The following is a 21,209-nucleotide window of genomic DNA, read 5'->3' as shown; positions in this document are numbered from 1 at the left end:
GAGTGCGGTTCGTACGCCCGGAATGCGCAATATGTCGGGGCGGGCGGAGGGTCAAACGGTGAAGTCGAGCTTGGGGGCGCGGACCTGCTGGAACTCGATGCGGTTGCCGACCGGGTCGTCGGTGTGGAAGCGCTGCGCACCGGGCACCTCGTGGTTCCAGCGCACCTCTCCCCCGGCGCCGGCGATCGCGGCCGCGAGCCCGGACACGTCGTCGACCCCGAAGCACGGGTGGGCCTTGCGGGCGGCGGCGAACCCGTCCTCGACTCCGCAGTGCAGCTCCTGCTCGCCGACGGCGAACCAGACCCCTCCGCCGGCGGCGAGCACCGGAGGCTTGGGGATCTCGGGCATCCCGCAGACGACCCCGTAGAAGTGGCGCAGCAGGTCCTCGGTCCCGGCGGGGCAGGCGACCTGGACGTGGTGGATGCCGAGGACGCTCATGACGCCTCGTTCCGGCGGGCCACGGCGAAGACGCGGCGGAACGGGAACAGGACCCCGACCTCGCTGCGCGGGTACGCCTCACGCAGCGCCGCGGCATACGGCTCGAGGAAGGCGTTGCGCTCCTCACCCTCCGGGAGGATGTCGAGGACCGGCCGCAGCCCGGTGCTGCTCACCCAGTCGAGCACCGGGTCCTCGGACTCGCCGTCGGGGTCGAGGACGTGCGCGTAGACGGTCTCCCACGCGTCGACCGTGCAGCCGAGCCGGCTGAGGAAGGTGAGGTAGGTCTTCGGCTCGCCCACCGCCGGGAGGTCGAGCGCCGCGAGCAGCTCGTTGGCGCGCGCATGCGTGGCTGCGGTCGCCCGCATGAGGGCGTGGCTGGGGGCGTCGAAGTTGTTGGGGACCTGGAGCGCGAGCCAGCCGCCGGGTGCGAGGGCGTCGACCCATGTCGGCAGGAGGTTGAGGTGGCCCGGCACCCACTGGAGCGTGGAGTTGGTGATGATGACGTCCGGCGTCTGGCCCAGCGTCGCCGGGTCCCAGTCGGCGAGGTCCGCCTGGACCCACTCGACGCGCCCCTCGGTGTCCAGGGCACGGGCCGCCTCGAGCATCGACTCGGCCCCGTCGACACCGACGACGCGGGCGTTCGGCCACAGCCGGGCGAGCGTGAGCGTGGCCGGTCCGTGGCCGCAGCCGAGGTCGACGACGAGCTCGGGCTCGTCGGCCCTCACCTGCGCGAGGAGGTCGGCGAACGGTCGGCTGCGCTGCTCCCCGAACCGTGCGTATGCCGCGGGGTCCCAGCTGGCCTGTGCGCGCATCGTTGCTCCCTCTGCTGTCTCCGGCGGCCCGACCGGCCGCTCGGCCCCACCCTCCCGCGAGACATATCTTGATGTCAAGATACTTGACGGGAGTACAGTCACCCCCATGCCCGAGGATGATGTCGACCGTATCGTCTCGGCATGGCGTCGTGAGCGACCCGAGCTCGACGTCACGCCGCTCGAGATCCTCAGCCGGGTCTCCCGACTGGCCCGGCGCCTCGACCTCGCCCGGGGCGCGGCCTTCGCCGAGCACGGTCTCGACGGCTGGGAGTTCGACGTGCTGTCCGCGCTGCGCCGCGCGGGCGCGCCCTACGAGCTCTCACCCGGACAGCTCGTCTCCGAGACGCTCGTGACGAGCGGGACGATGACCAACCGGGTCGACCGGCTCCTCACCCGCGGCTACGTCGAGCGCCACCCCGACCCGCGCGACCGGCGTGGCGTCATCGTGCGCCTCACGCCCGAGGGGATGCGCGCCGTCGACGCCGCCCTCGACGACCTGCTCACCCACGAGCGGGGCCTGCTCGCCGAGCTGCCCCAGGCCGACCGCGGCCCCCTGGCTTGGCAGCTGCGCGCGCTGCTCGTCTCCATCGAACGCCCCTGACCCGCAACTCCGCGTCCGCTTGCGTCCGCAACGCTGGTCGGGTTCTCGACCAAGGTTGCGGACGCGCGCAGCCTGCCGAGCTGGGGTGTCCGCAACTCTGGTCGGGTTCTCGACCAAGGTTGCGGACGCAGACGGGCGGCGGAGCGGCGCTGACCGGGGCGGGTCAGGGTTCGAGGACGTCCGCGGCCTCGAGCCACTCGAGCTCGAGGACCTCGCGCTCGTCGACGATCCCGCGCAGCTCCTGGTTGAGCTCGAGCACCTTCGCGTGGTCGCTGACGTGCTCGGTCATCGCCGCGTGGATGCGCTCCTCGCGGGCGGCGAGCTTCGACAGCTGCTTCTCCACCCGGGCCATGACCTTGCGGGCGTCGCGCTGCTCCGCCGGGCTCGCCGCCGGTTGCGTCAGCGCAGAGGGTCGTTCTAGCGACCCTTCGCGCTGACGTTGCGAGTCGGCGGACGACGAGGACGACGGCGAACCGGCGGCGGAGGCGGAGGCGGAGGCGGGGTCGGGAGCGCTGACGGCGTACGACGGGGTGACGGTCGCCCGGAGCCGGAGGTACTCCTCGACCCCACCGGGGAGCTGGCGCACCCGGCCGTCGCCGAGCAGCGCCACCTGCTGGTCGGCGACCCGCTCGAGCAGGTAGCGGTCGTGCGAGACGACGAGGAGCGTGCCGGCCCACCCGTCGAGGACGTCCTCGAGGGCGGTGAGCGTCTCGATGTCGAGGTCGTTGGTCGGCTCGTCGAGCAGCAGCACGTTGGGCTCGTCCATGAGCAGGCGCAGCACCTGGAGCCTGCGCCGCTCCCCACCGGAGAGGTCACCGACGCGCACCTGCTGGCGCGGACCGGGGAAGCCGAGCCGCTTCGCGAGCGAGGAGGCGCTCACCTCCTTGCCGCCGAGCACGGTGACCTTGCGGACCTCCTCGACGGCCTCGATGACGCGTGCGTCGCGCAGCCGGTCCAGCTCGCGCACCTCCTGGGTGAGGTGACCGATCCGGACGGTGATGCCCTCCTTGCGCTTGCCCGACGCGAGCGGGACCTCACCGGCGAGCGCGCGCAGCAGCGTCGACTTGCCGGAGCCGTTGACCCCGACGATGCCGATGCGCGCCCCCGGCGCGAGGTGCCAGGTGAGGTGGTCGAGCAGCACTCGGTCGCCGGCGGTGACGGTCGCGTCGATGAGGTCGATGACGTCCTTGCCCAGCCGGCTCGTCGCGAACGCCATGAGCTCGACGTCGTTGCGCGGCGCCGGCTCGTCCTCGATGAGCGCGTTGGCGGCGTCGATGCGGAACTTCGGCTTCGTCGTGCGTGCGGGCGGGCCGCGCCGCAGCCACGCGAGCTCCTTGCGGAGCAGGTTGTTGCGGCGGTCGGCGGTGACCTTGGCCATCCGCTCGCGCTCGGCCTTGGCGAGGACGTATGCCGCGTAGCCGCCGTCGAAGCCGTTCACCTGGCCGTCGACGACCTCCCACGTCCGGGTGGCGATGGCGTCGAGGAACCAGCGGTCGTGGGTGATGGCGACGAAGGCGTTGTCGGGTCGCGACCGGTGGTGCACGAGGTGCTCGGCGAGCCACGCGACACCCTCGACGTCGAGGTGGTTCGTCGGTTCGTCGAGGAGCAGCACGTCGGGGTCGTCGACGAGCAGCTTTGCCAACCCGAGCCGGCGCCGCTCGCCACCGGACTTGCCGGCCACCGTCGAGTCGAGACCGCTCACGGCGGGTGCGTCGATGCCGCCGAGCAGGCCGGTGAGGACGTCGCGGATGCGCGAGTCGCCGGCCCACACGTGCTCGGCGCGACCGCCGAGGACCGCCTCGCGCACGGTGGCCTGCGGGTCAAGGGAGTCGTCCTGGGTGAGGACGCCCACCGTCGCGCCGCCGAGCCGGGCCACCCGACCGCTGTCGACGCCGAGCTCCCCGGCGATGACCCGCAGCAGGGTGGTCTTGCCGCCGCCGTTGCGCCCGACGACGCCGATCCGGTCGCCGCCCGAGACGCCGAGCGAGACGCCGTCGAGCACCTGGGCGGTGCCGAGCGCGAGGGCAGCGCGCTCGACCGAGATGAGGACGGCCACTAGTCGACCCGGGCCGGGATGACGTGGGCGCCGTGGACGGGACCGACGGCCTTGCGCACCTCTCGGGCGGCCCCGGTCGCGGTGAGGGCGACGGTGAGGTCGATCGCGGCCTCGACGTCCTCGACGAGGAAGGCCACCGTCGGCCCGGACCCGGAGACGACGCCACCGAGGGCGCCGAACGCGAGGCCGCTCTTGAGGACCTCGCCGAGCTCGGGACGCAGCGAGATCGCCGCCGCCTGGAGGTCGTTGGTCAGCTGCCGGGCGAGGACGTGCGGGTCGCCGGTGCGCAGCGCGCTCATGAGCTCGGGGTTGGGCACCGGGTCGGGGACGGGGGTGTCGCCGCGGAGGGCGTCGCACTCGGCATAGACCTCCGGGGTGGACAGCCCGATGTCGCTGATCGCGAAGACCCAGTGGTAGCTCCCCCGGGCGAGCACCGGGGCGAGCCGCTCCCCCCGGCCGCTGCCCATGGCGGTGCCACCGCGGATGAGGAAGGGCACGTCGGAGCCGAGCTCCGCGGCATACTCCTCCAGCTCCTCGGTGGTCAGGCCGAGCGACCACAGCCGGTCGCACGCGACGAGGGTGGCGGCGGCGTCGGCCGACCCGCCGGCCATGCCCCCGGCGACGGGAATCGACTTGACGATGCTCACGTGGACCGGCGTGTCGATCGCGGTCTCGTCGGCGAGCAGCCGGGCCGCCCGCAGGGCGAGGTTGGACGCGCCGTTCGGGACGACGTCGGCGTACGGCCCGTTGACGCTGCAGCCCCAGTCGTCGTCGAGGGCCACGGTGACGTCGTCATGGAGGCTGACCGCCTGGTAGACGGTCGACAGGGTGTGGAACCCGTCGTCGCGCGCCGGGCCGACGAGGAGCTCGAGGTTGACCTTGGCCGGGACACGCACCGTGACGGGCGCGGGGTCCGAGTACGCCGAGGTCATGCGGCCACACTAGTCACGGGCCGACGCCCTGCCACATCCACGCTGTCAGCGAACACGGTGGCGCGGGCGCGACGGGACGGGTCGACTGTGGACATGCGACTCCTCGTGCTCGGTGGGACGGCCATGCTCGGGCGTGCCGTGGCGGCGCACGCGCTCGCCGAGGGCCACGACGTGACCTGCCTGGCCCGGGGCACCGCCGGTGACGCGCCCGACGGTGCCACGTGGCTGCGCGGCGACCGGGACGAACCCGACGGCCTGCGCGGCGTCACCACCGGCGACGCCCGCTGGGACGCCGTCGTCGACGTCTCGCGCCAGCCCGGTCAGGTCCGGCGAGCGGTCGGGGCGCTCGCCCCCGTCGCCGACCGCTTCGTCTTCGTCTCCACAGGAAACGTGTATGCCGACCACTCCCGTCCCGGGGCCGACGAGAGCGTGCCTCTGCTTCCGCCCCTGGACGGCGACGTCATGACCGACATGGAGGTGTACGGGGAGGCGAAGGTGGCGTGCGAGGCCGCCGTGCTCGACGGCTTCGGCGACCACGCCCTCGTTGCCCGGGCGGGGCTCATCGGCGGGCCGGGCGACTGGTCGGGACGCTCGGGCTGGTGGCCGTGGCGGTTCGCCCACCCCGTCGGTGCCGACGGTGCGGTCCTCACGCCCGACGACCCGGACCTGCCGATGTCCCTCGTGGACGTGCGCGACCTCGCGACCTGGCTGGTGCGGTGCGCCGCGTCCGGGACCTCCGGGGTCTTCGACGCGGTGGGCGAGCCGAACACGCTGGGCGGCCTGCTCCGCGCCGCCCGTGACGTCGCCGGCCACGAGGGGCCGGTCGTCGCCGCGACGGCGGACTGGCTCGCCGAGCACGGGGTTCAGGAGTGGATGGGGCCGGACAGCCTGCCGCTGTGGATCTCGGACCCGCAGTGGCGCGGCTTCGGCGGGCACACCGGCGCGGCGGCCCGGGCCGCCGGGCTCGCCTGCCGGCCCGTGGTAGAGACGCTGCGGGACGCGGCGGCCCACGAGGAGGGCCGGGAGCCGGGCGACCCGAGGAGGTGCGGACTCTCGGACGAGACCGAACGGCGGCTACTCGCCCTGCGGGGCCACTGAACCGTCACGCTCGGCCTGCTCGGCCTGCTGGGCAGGCTGAGCCCGCTGAGCCCGCGGAGCACTCTGGGCACGCAGGGAGCTGTGGGCGCTGGCGATCGCCGCGAACTGGTGCACGTCGAGCTGCTCACCCCGGGTCCGCGGGTCGATGCCGGCGGCGACGAGCGCCTCCTCGGCGGCCGGGGCCGAGCCGGCCCAGGACGCGAGCGCGGCCCGGAGGGTCTTGCGGCGCTGCGCGAACGCGGCGTCGACGCACGCGAACACCTCGGCGCGGGTTGCGTCGGTCGGCGGGGGTTCGCGGCGGGTGAGCGAGACCAGGCCGGAGTCGACGTTGGGCACCGGCCAGAACACCGACCGGCTGACGTTGCCGGCGAGGGCGACGTCGGCGTACCAGGCGGCCTTGACGCTGGGCACGCCGTAGGTCTTCGAGCCGGGTCCCGCCGCGAGCCGCTCGGCGACCTCGAGCTGCACCATGACAAGGATCCGCTCGATCGTCGGGAAGCGCTCGAGGAAGCTCAGCACCACGGGGACCGAGATGTTGTAGGGCAGGTTCGCGACGAGCGCCGTGGGCGCGTCACCGGGCAGCGTCTCGACGCGCAGGGCGTCGGCGTGGACGACCGTGAGCTTCTCGGCCACCCCGGGCGCGACCGTCCGGACGGTCTCGGGCAGCGCACCCGCGAGGATCGGGTCGACCTCGACGACGGTCACGTGCCGGGCCACCGGCAGCAGGGCAAGGGTGAGTGACCCGAGACCCGGGCCGACCTCGACGACGACGTCGTCCGGGCCGATGCCGGCCACCCGCACGATCCGCTGGACGGTGTTGGCGTCGATGACGAAGTTCTGGCCCCAGGTCTTGGTGGGCCGGACGCCGAGGCGGGTGGCGAGGTCACGGACCTGGGCGGCCCCGAGGAGCCCGGACGTCGACATGGTCGCCACCCTATGACCCGGGGCGGGGCGGGACACGACCGAGGCGTGCCTCCCCATGGGGGAGACACGGCCTCGAGTGCGTGTGCCGTCAGGCGGCGCCGGGGTCAGGCGGCGTGCCCGCAACCCCACGGCTGCAGGCCACGGTCGGCGTAGACACGGTTGGCGACGGTGATCTGCTCGGCGCGCGACGCGAGGTCGGCGCGGGGGGCGAAGTCGCCACCGCCGGCTCCGAGCCAGGTGCCGGTGTTGAACTGGAGGCCGCCGTAGTAGCCGTTGCCGGTGTTGATCGACCAGTTGCCCGTGGACTCGCACTGGGCGATCCGGTCCCACATGGCGGCGTTGGCGAGGTTGAGGCCGGCACCGGAGGTGTTGCCGGCCGACGAGGCGCGGGCGGGGGCAGGGGCCGAGCGCGAGCTCGTCCGGGGCGAGGTCGACTTGGCCGCAACGGGGCGGTCCTTGGTGCCGACTGCGACGACCTTGTTCACGGGCGCCTTGTTGACCTTGGTGCTCAGGGTCTGCACCGCCGTGACCTTGCCGTCGACCAGGGTGCGTCGCACGGTGACGGCCTTGGACCCCGCACGACCTTCGGTGATCACCTTGCGTGTCCCTGCGTAGAGCCTGGCGTCCTTCTTCGTCGTCGTCCCGAAGGCCACAGCCTGAGCGGTGGTGACGTTCTGGAGCACCACCCTCTGGACGGTGATCCCGAGCCCGCTCTTCAGGGGGGTGGCGAGCGCCGGGGAGACGCGATCGTCCTTGTCGTGGGCCACACCGAGCTCCCGGAGGGCATCGGCGACGGTCGCGGACGTGGTCGTGTGTGACAACTTCTTCTTGTCGACGGCCACCGTCACGCTCTTGGGCGTGATGACGGTGAGGGCCAGTCCGTCGCGGCCGAGGGCCTGCGATCGGGAGGCGGAGAGCTTGGCGTTGCTGCCGGCGCGGATGTCGAGGTCGCGCAGGGCGGCGTCGACCGTGGTCGCCGTCGTCCAGTACTCCTTGGTGACACCGTCCACGTTCACGGTGAGCTTGCGGCCGTAGCGGACGGAGATGGTGTCGCCGTCACTGATCGGGCTGCCGACGGAGGGGGTGACCTGGTCGTGCTCGCCGACGGTGATGCCCTTCTTCTCGAGGGCGTCGCCCACGGTCGAGCCGAACACGTGCAGGGACGAGGCGTTGCCGTCGACCGAGAGGGCCACGGACTTGTCGAGGTGGGCGACGCCGAAGGAACCGGCGGCCACCGTCAGTGCCGCAGCACCTTGGGCAGCGAGGCGCAGGGGACGAGAAATCAAGAAGTGCTCCGATGATCGAACTCTCCGGACACCGAGGCGAGCGACAGCCCTCAGGGGGGACCGCGGGTCCCCAGGGGAGGGAGCCCGACAGCAGGAGAGCGAGGTCTCACCGGTGTGACACCGGCGTCCTCGCCCCTGCTTTTCGCCCGAAGCCCAGCTCCGGCCAACGCCACAACCATCCCGAGAAACGGGGCAAAGGTCAAATTTTGGTAACGGTGAGGTGGGCCACGGTGTGGCGTACCGGCCCCGCCGCCGACGTCACCAAGGCCCGTAGACCCGCTCCGAGTTGGCCGACAGCGCCTTGCACAGCGTCGGCACCGCGACTCCCAGGGTGGCGGCCATCGCCCGCACCGTGAGCGGCACGAGATGGGGTGCGTTGACCGCCCCGCGGTGGGGGTGCGGCGTGAGGTAGGGCGCGTCGGTCTCGACGAGCAGCCGGTCGAGCGGGGTGACCGACAGGGCGTCCCGCAGGCCCTTGGCGTTCTTGAACGTCACCGTCCCCGCGAAGGACAGGTAGTAGCCGCGCTCCGCGCACTCCTGCGCCATCGTCACGTCGCCCGAGAAGCAGTGCAGCACAGTCGAACTCGGCGCCCCCTCCTCCTCGAGGATCCGCAGGACGTCGGCGTGGGCGTCCCGGTCGTGGATCTGCAGCGCCTTGTCGAGCCGCTTCGCCAGGTCGATGTGCCAGCGGAAGCTCTCGTGCTGCAGCCCCTGCCCCTCGGGGCCGGTCCGGAAGTAGTCGAGGCCGGTCTCGCCGACGACCCGGATCCGGGGGTGGCGCGCCAGCGCCTCGATCTCCTCGTATGCCGCCGCGAGACCGCCGCTCTCGGCCAACCGTGGCACCTCGTTGGGGTGCAGGGCGACGCCACCCAGCATCCCGGCATACGTGTCGACCATCTCCACGGTCTGGCGCGCGGCAGGGAGGTCGCAGCCGATCTGGACGACGCGGTCGACCCCCACCGCGGCGGCGCGGGCGAGCAGGTCGGCGACGTCGACCGGCACCCCGTCACGCTCGATGTCGAGGTGGGTGTGGTTGTCGACGACCGCGATCGGCAGGGCGTCGGGCAGTCCGGGGAGGGTGTCCCGGCCGGATCCGGTCACGACTCGCGGAGCCGCTCGAGCTCCTCCTCGACGACCGACTCGTCGAGCTTGACGAAGACGCCGGTCGGCTTGGCGATGGGGGCGCCGACGGTGACCGGCCGCGACTCCCAGCGCGGGGTGGAGCCGTAGGAGCCGGTGATGAGCGGGTAGGTGCGGTCCGCGTCGCCGTCGAGCCCGTGGACGTCCTCGACAACCGGCATCGGGATGAACTCGCCCTCGCCGCCGATGAACGCGTGCACCCGGTTGGCGGCGTGCGGGAGGAACGGCGCGAGGATCGTGTTGAGGTCGCTGACGCACTGGATGAGGGTGTGCAGGACCGTCGCGAGGCGCTCGCGCTGGTCGTCGCCCTTGAGCTTGAACGGCTCGGTGTCGGTGACGTACTTGTTGACCTCGCCGACGGCCCGCATCGCCTCGGCCACGGCCGACTTGATCCGCTGCCGCGCGAGGAGGTCGCCGACGGTGTCGAAGGCCGCGAGGGTGGCGGCGCGCACCGCTTCGTCGACCGGCTCGAGGGCCCCGGGCTGCGGGATCTCGCCGAAGCTCTTGGCGATCATCGCCCCGGTGCGGTTGACGAGGTTGCCCCAGCCGGCGACGAGCTCGGAGTTGTTGCGCTGGACGAACTCGGCCCAGGTGAAGTTGCTGTCCTGGTTCTCCGGGCCGGCAGCGCAGATGAAGTAGCGGATCGGGTCGGGCCCGTAGCGCTCGAGGACCTCACGGATGCCGATGACGTGACCACGGCTGGAAGAGAACTGCTTGCCCTCCATCGTGAGGTACTCGCTGCTCACCACCTCGGTCGGCAGGTTGAGCACGCCGTACGTGCCGGGCTCGCCGCCCTTGGCGCCGCGGCCGGCATACGCGAGCAGCTCGGCCGGCCAGATCTGGGAGTGGAAGGTGATGTTGTCCTTGCCCATGAAGTAGTACGAGAGCTGGTCCTCCGGGACCTCGCCCTCGACCCACCACTCGCGCCAGCGCTCGTCGTCGCCGGTGCGCCGCGCCCACTCGATCGAGGCCGACAAGTAGCCGACGACCGCGTCGAACCAGACGTAGAGGCGCTTGGCCTGCTGGTCCTCCCAGCCCTCGAGCGGCACCGGGATGCCCCAGTCGATGTCGCGGGTCATCGCGCGCGGCCGGATGTCGTCGAGGATGTTGAGGCTGAACTTGATGACGTTGGGGCGCCACGTGCCGCTGGCCTCGCGGCCGGCGAGCCACTCGCGCAGGGCGTCGGCGAGCGCGGGCAGGTCGAGGAAGAAGTGCTGCGTCTCGATGAACTCCGGCGTCTCGCCGTTGATCCGGCTCTTCGGCGCGATGAGGTCGGTGGGTTCGAGCTGGTTGCCGCAGTTGTCGCACTGGTCGCCGCGGGCCTCGGCGTAGCCGCAGATCGGGCAGGTGCCCTCGATGTAGCGGTCGGGCAGGGTGCGGCCGGTGCTCGGGCTGATCGCGCCGCGGGTCGTCTGCTCGATCATGTAGCCGTTGGCGTGCACCTGCCGGAACAGCTCCTGCGCCACGGCGTAGTGGTTGGCGGTCGTCGTGCGCGTGTAGAGGTCGTAGGAGCAGCCGAGGTCGGCGAGCTCGCGGGCGATGATCGCGTGGTTGGTGTCGACGAGCTCCTGCGGCGTGACGCCCTCCTTGTCGGCGAGGACGAGGATCGGGGTGCCGTGCTCGTCGCTCCCGCTCACCATGAGCACGTCGTGGCCGGCCATCCGCATGTAGCGGGAGAAGACGTCGGAGGGCACACCGAACCCGGCGACGTGGCCGAGGTGGCGCGGCCCGTTGGCGTACGGCCAGGCGACAGCAGACAGAATTTTGCTCACCGGTCGATCCTAGGCGTCGCGCACGACCCGGCTCGCGAACCCCGATGCGTATGCCGTCCGCTCGCCGATCCGGGTCAGTTCCGGCCCATCCCCGCGTCCCGGGCGCGGATGATGACCTCCGCACGGTCGGTGGCCTGGAGCTTGGACAGGATCGCGGAGACGTTGTTGCGCACCGTCTTCGGTGCGAGGAACAGGGCGGAGGCGATCTGCCCGTTGGTCCGGCCGGCCGCGATGAGGTCGAGGACCTCACGCTCGCGCTCGGTGAGCATCGGGAACTCGGTCGCGCTGCGGGCCGGCGAGGGCGACAGGAGGTCCCCGATGCGCGCGGCCAGGGACGACCCGAACACGACACCGCCGGCGTGCACGGTCGTGATGGCCCGGGTGACCTCGTCCTGCGAGGCACCCTTGACGAGGTAGCCGCGGGCGCCGGCGCGCATGGCTTGGAGCAGGGTCCCGTCGTCCTCCCCCATCGTGAAGACGAGGACGCCCACCGCGGGGTCGGCCGCGAGCACCTGCCGCGTCGCCTCGATCCCGTTGAGCTGCGGCATCTGGAGGTCCATGACGATGACGTCGGGGTGGTGCTCGGCCGCGAGCGCCACGGCCTCGGCGCCGTCGCAGGCCCGGGCGACCACCTCGATGTCGGGGTGCGGCTCGAGCAGCGTGGCCAGCCCGTCGCGGAAGACCGGGTGGTCGTCGGCGATGAGGACGCGGATGCGGCCGGTGGGCTCGTCAGCGGGCGACATGCTGCTCCTGTCGGTTCTCGGGAGTGGTCGGCGTCGGCGTCGTCGGTGGGTTCGGCGCCGCCGCGACGGTCGGCAACCACGCCCGCACGGTCGTCCCGCCCCCGTCGGGACACGCGACCTCGTAGCGGCCCCCGAGCTCCTCGACCCGCTCGCGCATCGACCGCAGCCCCACCCCGGCGACGGCGTCCTCGGGAATCCCGCGTCCGTCGTCCGACACCTCGACGACGAGGTCCGCCGGACCGGTCGTCAGCGACACCGCGACCCCGGCCGCGTCCGCGTGGCGGGCCACGTTGGTCAGGGCCTCGCTGACGATCCGGTAGGCCGCGACCTCGACCGCCGCCGACAGCCCACCGAGGTGACCGGCCGCCACCTGCACCTCGATCCCCGCCGTCCGGAGGCGTTCGGCCTGCTGCTGCACGGCGGCGAGCAGGCCCAGGTCGTCCAGCGCGGGTGGGCGCAGCCCGTGGACGAGCCGGCGCACGTCGGCGAGCGCCTCCGTGATCTCGGCGCGCGACTGGACGACGAGCCGGTGCGCGGTCTCCGGGTCGGTCCCGACGGCATTCCCCGCCGCGTCGAGCCGCATCGCGACCCCGCCAAGCACGGGCCCCAGCCCGTCGTGGAGGTCGCGCCGGATCCGGCGGCGGTCCTCCTCGCGCGCGAGCACGAGCTGCTCGCGGGACTCCTGCAGTTCCTGCGCGAGCATGCTCGCCCGCACGGCGATCGCGGCCTGCCGGACGACGTCGAGGAGCAGGGCCTGGTCGCGACGCGACAGCATCCCGCGGATCCCCCCGTCGGGGAGCGAGATCGAGCCGATCCGCTCGCCCCGGTAGGCGATCGGCAGGGTCCGCGTCGCCGACGGTGCCGTGCCGTGCGTCGCGGCCAGCCCGTCACCGCCGCGGCCGAGCACCTCGACGCGGACGAAGCCGACGTGGAAGGCCTCGGCGACCGCCGACGCGAGGGTCGGAAGCTGCTGCTCGAGCCCGCCGGACTCCTCGAGTCGGGCGGCGAGCGCCGACACGACTTCGTACCTCTCACCGCGCAGCCCCATGATCCGGCGCCGCACGAGCGCGGTGAGCCAGGCGCGCAGCGGTCCGTAGGCGGCGACGGCGAGGACGAGGACGAAGACCGTCACCTGCCGCTCCTCGAAGCGGTCGCCCAGCAGGGCTGCGGCCGCCGCCACGAGGACGACGTCGAGGAGGATGAAGCCGGCGGCGATCCCGCCGTAGACGAGGGTCCCGCCGACCAGCGCGTCGACGTCCCCGGTCTGGGGCCGCACGACGCCGATGACGACGGAGACGCTCGTGACGGCGAGGGCGGCGACGAGCGCGGTCATCCCGACCGGGCCTCCGACGTCGAGGACCATGACCCCGCCGGCGAGCAGGCACACGAGCGCGGCCCAGAGGAGCCACCGCAGCCGCGTGCGCTCGACGCCGTCCGCCGAGGCGTGCCGGGCGAACACGACGGCCGCCGACAGCGGCAGGGCCGCGATGGTCACGACCTGGGCGACGCGGAGGAGCACGGTGGTCAGCCCGACCGGCAGCGGCAGCTCGACCTGCGGCAGCAGCTGCACCGCCGACTCCGGGAGGAGGCCGGTGTAGATCGCCTCGTCGGGAGCGAGCATGAGGAGCACCGGCAGCACGAGCGACATCGCCACCGCCACCAGCGCCACCACCCGCCAGCGACCCGCGGGCAGCCGCCCCGACGGGTAGGTGACGAGCAGGAGCGGGAGTGCGACGAGCAGCAGCGCCCCCGCCTCCGAGAAGACCCAGTAGGCCGGTCCGGTGAGCGGTGGCACGGGCGACTGCGTGAGGCCCCACACGGCATATGCGGCGCACAGGCCGTCGAGCGCCCAGAAGGCACCGGTGCCGGCGAGCAGCAGACCCACGACGTGGCGGGGGCGGTAGGCGAGGATCGCGGCCCCGCAGGCCCCCACGAGCGACCCGATGAGCACCGACGTCACGCCGCGGTCGGAGACGAAGCGCTCCCGGTCGGCGTCGGTGACGAGCCCGTCGAGCAGGGCCGTCCCGACGAGGAGGGCGACGAGGACGACACCGAGCAGGACCGGAACACCCGTGCTGTGCACCCGGGCACCTGGCGCCGGCGGCGCGGGCAGGGCGGGAAGGGCGGCCACGCGGCAAGTCTGCCCGCGGCCACGTCCCGCTGTCAGGGGATCGAGGTCCCGTCACGACGGGACATCGACGGGACCGGATCGGGGACCGCGCTCCCTGACGCCCGGGTCACGGGGCGCCCGAGAGTTCTCGGCAACGGCACCGAGCGCGGCGCCCCCACCGAAGGAGAACCCGATGTCCGTCACCCAGACCCCCGCACCGGCCCGGTCCGACCTGGCCACCGCCCCGCTCGTGGAGACCACGGACGTCGACGGCCCAGCCCGCACGCACCCCTACCGCGTCCACGGCGCGCTGCTCACCGCCGGCGCCCTCGCCTGGTCAGCGGCGATCGCGGCCCTCGGGCTCAACAACGAGTCGCTCCTCAACCAGTACGTGCACAACGCCACCGCGTTCCTCTTCCAGGTCGGTGTCCTCGCCCTCGTGCGGGTGCTGTGGCTCACCCGAGCGATCGGCGCGGGCCGGCTGGCGCGGACCCTGCTGCGGATCGAGACGGGGTTCCTCGCCCTCGCGATGGCGTCGACGACGTCCGACTTCCTCGGCCTGACCGACCTCGAGAACCCGGCCTCCCTCATGCTCGACATGTTCTGGCCGATCTCGATGCTCGGCATGTGCCTCATCGGCATCCGCATCGCGGTCGCCGGCCGCTGGACCGGCGTCTCGCGCTTCTGGCCGATGGTCGCGGAGAGCTGGGCCGTCGTCACCGTCCCCACCATGGCCATCCTCGGCGAGGGCACCGCCCGCTGGGTCGGGGCGCTCCACCTCGTCGTCGGCTACGCCGTCCTCGGCCGGATCGTCGCCCGCAAGCAGGCTCGCACGGACGCCTGAGACACGGCACAGCGCGTATGCCGTGTGGTCCCGACCCCGGGACCACACGGCATACGCGTGCGTGGGTCGCGAGGTCTCAGCGGGGCCGGACCGTGAGCGCCTGCGCGAGGGTGCCGAACGGGCCGGACTCGTCGTGCAGCACCGACGAGGTCAGGCCGGTCCCCGCGGCGCCGAAGGTCACCGTGGTGTCGAAGCCGAGCCACCCCTCCCCCGGCGAGCGGAACAGGTGCGCCGTGACGTCGAGGTTGGGGAACGCCACGTCCCGCGGGTGGGCCCGCACGGTCATCCCGTTGGCGATGTCGAGCAGGCCGACGGCGGCGACGAGGCGGCCGTGCGGCTCGTCGACGAGGGGCACGTCGGTGCGCACCCAGAACGCCGCCCGCCCCGGCTCCTCCTGGGCTCGCCGCAGCGACACCGACTCGATGAACCCGCCGGGCCAGACCGTCCGCGGGTCCCATGCCGGGACGTCCGCCGGCGCCGGGATCGCCGGAAGCCCGCTGCCTGCAACGCTGCTCGTGTCCCTCGCGTCGAGCAGCCAGGCCCGCAGGGTCACCGCCGGCCGGCCGCCGTGGGACAGCACGGCCTCGACCAGCTCGATGGTCCGGCCGGGCCGCAGGACCCGGACCTCCACGTCGCACACCTCCATCGGGAGGGTCCCGAGGATGTCGTAGGACAGCCGGGCGAGCCCCAGTCCGTCGTCGCGCCGGGCGTCCCGGTCGAGCTCGACGAGGTGGGCCATGAGGCCGAGCGCCGGGGCGACGTGCTGCTCCTCGAGGTTCCACGCCCCCTGGACGTGGGACGTGGGCACGAAGCTCGCGTCGCCGACCCGCCGGAAGTAGCTCATCGCCCCATCCTCCCTGCCGGGTCCGCGAGCCGGAGATCACCCCCGGCATCGAGTAGACATGTCCTCGAGGGCGCGGTCCGGCGTCCGGACGACAGGGAGGTCGACACGTGATCGCCGCACTCACCGGCTTGGGGCTCTCCGCCGCGGCGGGGCTCAACGCCTACATCCCGTTCATGGTCGTCGCGCTCATCGCGCGCTTCACCGACGTCATCACGCTGCCGGAGAGCTTTGCGTGGATCGAGTCGCCCTGGGCCATCGGCGTCGGCGCCGTGCTGCTCCTCACCGAGCTCGTCCTCGACAAGATCCCCGCCGTCGACACCGTCAACGACGCGATCCAGACCTTCATCCGGCCGAGCATGGGCGGGTTGATCTTCGCCGCCACGACGGCCGCGGAGGACCTCGACCGGTCGACGTGGATGGGCGACAACCCGTGGGTCGGGGTCGTCCTCGGCATCGTCGTCTCCGGGCTCGTGCACTCCGGCAAGATGGCCGCCCGCCCGGCGATCAACGCCGGCACCCTCGGCATGGGCGCCCCGGTCGTCTCCACCGCCGAGGACGGCGCCTCCGTCGGCCTGTCCCTCGTCGCGATCTTCATCCCGGTCCTCGTCATCGTCGCCCTCGCAGCCCTGGCCTGGCTCCTCGTGTGGATGTGGCTCAGGGTGCGCCGGTGGAAGCGGCGGCGAGCCGACCGGATCGGGCCGGACCCGGCATACCCTCGGGTCTGAGCGGTTCCACGAGCTCTGGGCCGGCGTGCAGCGGGCGTCCACGTTCGGTGCATAGGCTGCGCCGCATGGAGGTCACCGAGGAGCGCGCCCTGACGCGGCGGGACCTCCTCGCCGAGACGTGGCTCGTGCTCGGCGTCTCGCTCGGTGCGTCGGCGATCTGGAGCGCGCTGTCGCTCGTCCGCAAGCTGTCGGCCGAGGCGCCGCTGGGGCAGCAGACGACGGCGATGAACTCGTCGGTGACGCCGGACCGGCCGTGGCTCGACCTCGTGTACCAGCTCGTCGAGGTCGGGCTGGCCCTCGTCCCGGTCCTGCTCGCGATGCACCTGCTCTCCCGGGGGGACGTGCGGGCGCGGTTCGCGATCGGGTGGGACTGGACCCAGCCGGCGCGTGACCTCGTGCGCGGCCTCGGCCTCGCGGCGCTCGTCGGCGTCCCCGGCCTCGGCCTGTACGCCGTCGCCCGGGCCCTCGACCTCAACACCACGATCGCGGCATCGAACCTCACCGACGTGTGGTGGGCGGTGCCCGTGCTCGTCCTCGCGGCGGCACAGAACGCGGTGCTCGAGGAGGTCGTCATGGTCGGCTACCTCTTCACCCGGTGGTCGCAGGCCGGCTGGTCGACGGGTCGGATCCTGCTGTCGTCGGCTCTGATCCGCGGGTCGTACCACCTCTACCAGGGCTTCGGCGGGTTCGTCGGGAACGCCCTCATGGGGCTGCTCTTCGGGTGGGTCTACACCCGCACCAGGCGCGTGGGGCCGCTCGTCGTCGCCCACACGGTCCTCGACGTCGTCGCCTTCGTCGGCTACGCCCTCCTCAAGGACCGCCTCACCTGGCTCTGAGGTGGGTCCGGCTGGCGCCCCGAGCCGCAAGTCGGGGGTCCTGTCACGAGTCGGGGCCGGCAGGGACCCCGACTCGTCACGCAACCCCCGACTGGTCGTCCTGGTCGAGCCACGTCGAGCGCCGCTCGGGCCGAACGCCCTGGTCGGTGAGGATCGCGAGCAGCCGGTCGGGTCTGAGCAGGTCGGCCCACACCCACCGCGCAACCCGGGTCCGGCGTCGAAGGGGGTCCTCGCGCTTCTTCTCGGCCCACAGCACCCGCCCCACCTCCTCAGCGCTGGCCCCGGCCGGGATGCGGTACTTCGTGCGCCCGTCGAACTCCCCCACCGTCCCCTCCCATCAGAAGTCGACGTCCCCGATGTGGCCGTCCGCGTCCGAGAACGACACCTGCAACCGCGGCTTCGGGATGAGGAGACGGAACATCTGCACCCGCGAGAAGCTCTCTCCCGGAGACATGCTCGCCCCGTCGGCGAGCGCCACGGCCCTCGCGGCGGACGCCCGTCCGCGCGCTCGCCGCGGCACGAGAGCGAGTCCCGGCGAGGTCGTCGCGCGTGCACATCGCGTGCCGGAGGCAGTAGTCGGCGGCGGTGACCGTATCCTGCAGCGCGCCGTACCGCGCGAGGTCGACCACCGTCCGCGCCGGCGGCGTGACCAACACACCGTGGACCCGCACGCACTCGCTCTCGCCACCGAGGAGCGGGCGGAGCACGGACGACCCGCTGACTCCTCGGCGGGTCACGAGGTGGCGCACCGTCGTGGGCCAGGCGTTGATCCGTGGGACCCCCAGAACCGCGGCAGCCGACTCACCCGCGAACCGCAGCGACTCCCCCGCCCGGTGGGTTCGCATCGTCGCGTGCACGAGGGCGGCGTGGCGGTCCACCGGGGTGAGCGCCGCGAAGCTCGCCTCGGGCAACCAGACACCCGTGCGCACCTGCCGCCACCCGCCCCGGCTCGGCTCGGTCCCGACCCGCCGCAGGTCGGCGGTCCGAGACAGCCGACTCGGGTCGAACGGTGGGTGGCGAGGGGGTCCGAGCACCCCCCGAGGGTCGCAGGACTCGTCGGTGGTGCCGCGGAGTTGTCCCCAGGCTCCGCCAGTCGGGGGTTCCGTGACGAGTCGGGGTGCGCGCCACCCCCGACTGGTCGCACGGCCCCCGACAGGTGAGCGCGCGGCATACCCGGAGTGGGTGTGCCGCGCGCTCGCGTCGTGTGGGCGGGCTCAGCGGCCGTGCTTGAGCGCGGTGCGCAGGTCCTTGTTGAGCTGGGAGATGACGTCCTGCGGGATGCCCTTGGGGCACGCCTGCGAGCACGCGCCGACGTTGGTGCAGCCCCCGAAGCCCTCGTGGTCGTGCTGGCCGACCATCGACACGACGCGGGCATCGCGCTCCGGCTGGCCCTGTGGCAGCTCACCGAGGTGGGTGATCTTCGCGCCGAGGAAGAGCATGCCGCTGGCGTTGGGGCAGGCGGCGACGCACGCGCCGCACCCGATGCACTCGGCGGCCATGAAGGCACGGTCGGCGTTGTCCTTGGGGACGGGCGTCGCGTGGGCGTCCGGGGCCGAGCCGGTGTTGGCCGAGATGTAGCCGCCGGCCTGGATGATCCGGTCGAGCCCGCCGCGGTCGACGACGAGGTCGCGCACGATCGGGAACGCCTCGGCCCGCCACGGCTCGACCGTGATCGTGTCGCCGTTCTTGAACGAGCGCATGTGCAGCTGGCAGGTGGTCGTCCGCTCGGGGCCGTGTGCGTGACCAGAGATCATCAGGCCGCACATGCCGCAGATGCCCTCCCGACAGTCGCTGTCGAAGGCGATGGGCTCCTCACCGTTGGCGTTGAGCTTCTCGTTGAGGACGTCGAGCATCTCGAGGAACGACATGTCCGGGCTGATGTCCGACATGCGGTAGGTGACGAGGCCGCCCGTGTCGTCGGGTCCGGTCTGGCGCCAGATCTTGAGGGTCAGGTTCATGATCGGGGCCCCCGGAAAGTATCGGAGTGACGAAGGAACGTAGAACTTTCTGGGGTGGTCACTTGTAGCTCCGCTGCTTCAGCTCGATGAACTCGTACGTGAGGTCTTCCTTGTGCAGGACGGGCGCGCCCATGCCGGCACCAAACGTCGTCTCGCCGTCTGCGTCGTGGGGCGGCGTGAACTCCCAGGCCGCGACGTAGGCGAACTCGTCGTCGTGACGCAGCGCCTCACCGTCCTCGGTCTGGCTCTCGGCCCGGAAGTGCCCGCCGCAGGACTCGCGGCGGTGCAGCGCGTCGATGCACATGAGCTCGCCCAGCTCGAGGAAGTCGGCGACGCGGCCGGCCTTCTCGAGGGACTGGTTGAGGGTGTCGGCCGCACCGAGGACCCGGACGTTGCGCCAGAACTCGGCGCGCAGGCCACGGATGAGGTCGATGGCCTTGAGCAGGCCCTCCTCCGAGCGCTCCATGCCGCAGTACTCCCACATGATGTTGCCGAGCTCGCGGTGGAACGAGTCGACGCTGCGCTCACCGTTGATGGCGAGCAGGCGCTCGGTGCGCTCCTCGACCTCCCGGCGGGCGCCCAGGACGGCCGGGCTGTCCTCGGTGAGAGGCGTGGCCGGGGAGGTGGCGAGGTAGTCGCGGATGGTGTTGGGCAGGACGAAGTAGCCGTCGGCCAACCCCTGCATGAGGGCGGAGGCGCCGAGCCGGTTGGCGCCGTGGTCGGAGAAGTTCGCCTCGCCGGTGACGAAGAGACCGGGGATCGTCGACTGGAGGTCGTAGTCGACCCAGAGCCCGCCCATCGTGTAGTGCACGGCCGGGTAGATGCGCATCGGTGTCGTGTACGGGTCCTCGCCGGTGATCCGGGCGTACATGTCGAAGAGGTTGCCGTACTTGTTGCGGACCGCGTCCTCGCCGAGACGCCCGATGGCGTCGGCGAAGTCGAGGTAGACGCCACGGCGGAAGTCGCCGACGACCGGGCCGACACCTCGACCCTCGTCACAGACGTTCTTGGCCTGGCGGGAGGCGATGTCGCGGGGCACGAGGTTGCCGAACGAGGGGTAGATCCGCTCGAGGTAGTAGTCGCGGTCGCCCTCGGCGATGTCGCGCGGGTCCTTGTCGCAGTCCTCGCGCTTCTTCGGCACCCAGATGCGGCCGTCGTTGCGCAGCGACTCCGACATCAGGGTCAGCTTCGACTGGTGTTCACCGGCGACCGGGATGCAGGTCGGGTGGATCTGGGTGTAGCAGGGGTTGGCGAAGTGGGCGCCCTTGCGGTGCGCGCGCCAGGTCGCCGTGACGTTGGAGCCCATGGCGTTGGTCGAGAGGAAGAAGACGTTGCCGTACCCACCGGAGGCCAGCACGACGGCGTCGGCGAGGTGGGTCTCGATCTCGCCGGTCACGAGGTCGCGGGCGATGATCCCGCGCGCCCGGCGCTCCGAGCCTTCGCCATCCACGATGACCTCGAGCATCTCGTGGCGGGTGAACTGCTCGACCGTGCCGGCGGCGACCTGGCGCTCGAGTGCCTGGTAGGCCCCGATGAGGAGCTGCTGCCCGGTCTGCCCGCGGGCGTAGAACGTGCGGGACACCTGGACGCCACCGAAGGAGCGGTTGTCGAGCAGGCCACCGTACTCACGCGCAAACGGGACGCCCTGCGCGACGCACTGGTCGATGATGTTCGCGCTCACCTCGGCGAGGCGGTAGACGTTGGTCTCGCGGGAGCGGTAGTCGCCGCCCTTGACCGTGTCGTAGAAGAGGCGCTGGACGGAGTCGCCGTCCTCCTTGTAGTTCTTCGCGGCGTTGATGCCGCCCTGCGCGGCGATCGAGTGCGCCCGGCGCGGGGAGTCCTGGAAGCAGAAGGACTTCACGTGGTAGCCGGCCTCGCCGAGGGTCGCGGCGGCGGCGCCACCGGCGAGCCCGGTGCCGACGATGATCACCGACATCTTGCGACGGTTCGCCGGGTTGACCAGGGCCGCCTCGAACTTGCGACGGGTCCACTTCTGCTCGATCGGCCCGGCCGGGGCCTTGTGGTCGGCGATGGGGGCGCCGTCGCGGTAGATGCCGTGGACGAGGCCGGAGGAGTTCTCAGTCATGTTC

The 21,209-nt window shown here is 72.4% G+C and carries 19 protein-coding genes; 5 read left to right on the top strand and 14 right to left on the bottom strand.

All coding sequences use genetic code 11. From position 1 onward, the window contains the following. Window positions 1-51: 51 nt before the first annotated feature. Together AC3EU2_RS11220 and AC3EU2_RS11215 are read right to left on the bottom strand one after the other, a co-directional pair. Window positions 52-438, bottom strand: a complete 387-nt coding sequence (locus tag AC3EU2_RS11220) for a VOC family protein (RefSeq protein WP_488176381.1) — start codon at window positions 436-438, stop codon at window positions 52-54. Beyond that, window positions 435-1,250, bottom strand: coding sequence for a methyltransferase domain-containing protein (locus AC3EU2_RS11215; RefSeq protein ID WP_488176380.1), 816 nt, complete (start codon window positions 1,248-1,250; stop codon window positions 435-437). The genes AC3EU2_RS11220 and AC3EU2_RS11215 overlap by 4 nt, the downstream gene beginning before the upstream one ends. A gap of 106 nt (window positions 1,251-1,356) precedes the next feature. Here AC3EU2_RS11215 and AC3EU2_RS11210 point away from each other — a divergent pair, with 106 nt between their 5' ends. Beyond that, window positions 1,357-1,851: a MarR family winged helix-turn-helix transcriptional regulator gene (locus tag AC3EU2_RS11210; RefSeq protein ID WP_488176379.1), complete on the top strand. Its 495-nt coding sequence runs from the start codon at window positions 1,357-1,359 to the stop codon at window positions 1,849-1,851. A gap of 163 nt (window positions 1,852-2,014) precedes the next feature. Here the strand turns inward: AC3EU2_RS11210 and AC3EU2_RS11205 are convergent, their stop codons facing one another. Together AC3EU2_RS11205 and AC3EU2_RS11200 are read right to left on the bottom strand one after the other, a co-directional pair. After that, complete coding sequence (locus tag AC3EU2_RS11205) at window positions 2,015-3,907, bottom strand: ABC-F family ATP-binding cassette domain-containing protein (RefSeq protein WP_488176378.1); 1,893 nt, start codon at window positions 3,905-3,907, stop codon at window positions 2,015-2,017. Then, the gene (locus AC3EU2_RS11200; RefSeq protein ID WP_488176377.1) at window positions 3,907-4,839 is read right to left on the bottom strand and encodes a 4-(cytidine 5'-diphospho)-2-C-methyl-D-erythritol kinase; all 933 of its coding nucleotides are present in this window, start codon (window positions 4,837-4,839) and stop codon (window positions 3,907-3,909) included. The genes AC3EU2_RS11205 and AC3EU2_RS11200 overlap by 1 nt, the downstream gene beginning before the upstream one ends. Before the next feature lie 93 nt (window positions 4,840-4,932). Between AC3EU2_RS11200 and AC3EU2_RS11195 the strand changes: the two genes are divergently transcribed. Next, window positions 4,933-5,937 (top strand): NAD-dependent epimerase/dehydratase family protein, encoded by a 1,005-nt coding sequence (locus tag AC3EU2_RS11195; RefSeq protein WP_488176376.1) that lies wholly within the window; start codon window positions 4,933-4,935, stop codon window positions 5,935-5,937. Here AC3EU2_RS11195 and rsmA read toward each other — a convergent pair. The 6 genes from rsmA to AC3EU2_RS11165 all read right to left on the bottom strand — a co-directional run bounded on the left by rsmA (window position 5,914) and on the right by AC3EU2_RS11165 (window position 13,933). Next, complete coding sequence (rsmA, locus tag AC3EU2_RS11190) at window positions 5,914-6,861, bottom strand: 16S rRNA (adenine(1518)-N(6)/adenine(1519)-N(6))-dimethyltransferase RsmA (protein WP_488176375.1); 948 nt, start codon at window positions 6,859-6,861, stop codon at window positions 5,914-5,916. The genes AC3EU2_RS11195 and rsmA overlap by 24 nt on opposite strands. Window positions 6,862-6,965: 104 nt before the next feature. Beyond that, window positions 6,966-8,096 (bottom strand): resuscitation-promoting factor, encoded by a 1,131-nt coding sequence (locus tag AC3EU2_RS11185; protein WP_488176373.1) that lies wholly within the window; start codon window positions 8,094-8,096, stop codon window positions 6,966-6,968. Window positions 8,097-8,405: 309 nt separating this feature from the next. Then, window positions 8,406-9,248, bottom strand: coding sequence for a TatD family hydrolase (locus AC3EU2_RS11180; protein ID WP_488176372.1), 843 nt, complete (start codon window positions 9,246-9,248; stop codon window positions 8,406-8,408). Continuing rightward, the gene (gene metG / locus AC3EU2_RS11175) at window positions 9,245-11,059 is read right to left on the bottom strand and encodes a methionine--tRNA ligase (protein WP_488176371.1); all 1,815 of its coding nucleotides are present in this window, start codon (window positions 11,057-11,059) and stop codon (window positions 9,245-9,247) included. Before metG ends, AC3EU2_RS11180 begins: the two co-directional genes overlap by 4 nt. Window positions 11,060-11,133: 74 nt before the next feature. After that, window positions 11,134-11,802, bottom strand: a complete 669-nt coding sequence (locus AC3EU2_RS11170) for a response regulator transcription factor (protein ID WP_488176370.1) — start codon at window positions 11,800-11,802, stop codon at window positions 11,134-11,136. Continuing rightward, on the bottom strand, window positions 11,789-13,933 hold the full coding sequence (locus AC3EU2_RS11165) for a sensor histidine kinase (RefSeq protein WP_488176369.1): 2,145 nt from the start codon (window positions 13,931-13,933) through the stop codon (window positions 11,789-11,791). The genes AC3EU2_RS11170 and AC3EU2_RS11165 overlap by 14 nt, the downstream gene beginning before the upstream one ends. Before the next feature lie 172 nt (window positions 13,934-14,105). Between AC3EU2_RS11165 and AC3EU2_RS11160 the strand changes: the two genes are divergently transcribed. Continuing rightward, window positions 14,106-14,756, top strand: a complete 651-nt coding sequence (locus AC3EU2_RS11160; protein ID WP_488176368.1) for a hypothetical protein — start codon at window positions 14,106-14,108, stop codon at window positions 14,754-14,756. Between the two features lie 76 nt (window positions 14,757-14,832). On the opposite strand, the gene AC3EU2_RS11155 is transcribed toward AC3EU2_RS11160, so the two are convergent. Then, on the bottom strand, window positions 14,833-15,600 hold the full coding sequence (locus tag AC3EU2_RS11155; RefSeq protein WP_488176367.1) for a thioesterase family protein: 768 nt from the start codon (window positions 15,598-15,600) through the stop codon (window positions 14,833-14,835). Window positions 15,601-15,707: 107 nt separating this feature from the next. On the opposite strand from AC3EU2_RS11155, the gene AC3EU2_RS11150 reads away from it, so the two are divergent. Further along, window positions 15,708-16,325 (top strand): DUF4126 domain-containing protein, encoded by a 618-nt coding sequence (locus AC3EU2_RS11150; protein ID WP_488176366.1) that lies wholly within the window; start codon window positions 15,708-15,710, stop codon window positions 16,323-16,325. Between the two features lie 65 nt (window positions 16,326-16,390). Next, window positions 16,391-17,161, top strand: coding sequence for a CPBP family intramembrane glutamic endopeptidase (locus AC3EU2_RS11145; protein WP_488176365.1), 771 nt, complete (start codon window positions 16,391-16,393; stop codon window positions 17,159-17,161). 76 nt (window positions 17,162-17,237) lie between these two features. Here AC3EU2_RS11145 and AC3EU2_RS11140 read toward each other — a convergent pair whose 3' ends face one another. From AC3EU2_RS11140 to AC3EU2_RS11130, 3 genes are all read right to left on the bottom strand, one after another. Continuing rightward, entirely contained in the window at window positions 17,238-17,486 is a 249-nt protein-coding gene (locus AC3EU2_RS11140) for a hypothetical protein (RefSeq protein WP_488176364.1), read from the bottom strand. 889 nt (window positions 17,487-18,375) lie between these two features. Then, window positions 18,376-19,119: a succinate dehydrogenase/fumarate reductase iron-sulfur subunit gene (locus AC3EU2_RS11135; protein WP_035934450.1), complete on the bottom strand. Its 744-nt coding sequence runs from the start codon at window positions 19,117-19,119 to the stop codon at window positions 18,376-18,378. A gap of 58 nt (window positions 19,120-19,177) precedes the next feature. After that, on the bottom strand, window positions 19,178-21,205 hold the full coding sequence (locus AC3EU2_RS11130; protein ID WP_488176363.1) for a fumarate reductase/succinate dehydrogenase flavoprotein subunit: 2,028 nt from the start codon (window positions 21,203-21,205) through the stop codon (window positions 19,178-19,180). Between the last annotated feature and the right edge of the window lie 4 nt (window positions 21,206-21,209).

Source organism: Knoellia sp. B-D-2 (assembly GCF_057714695.1).
Note: the sequence above shows the minus strand (reverse complement) of the source record. Positions and strands in the feature narration are given on the sequence as shown.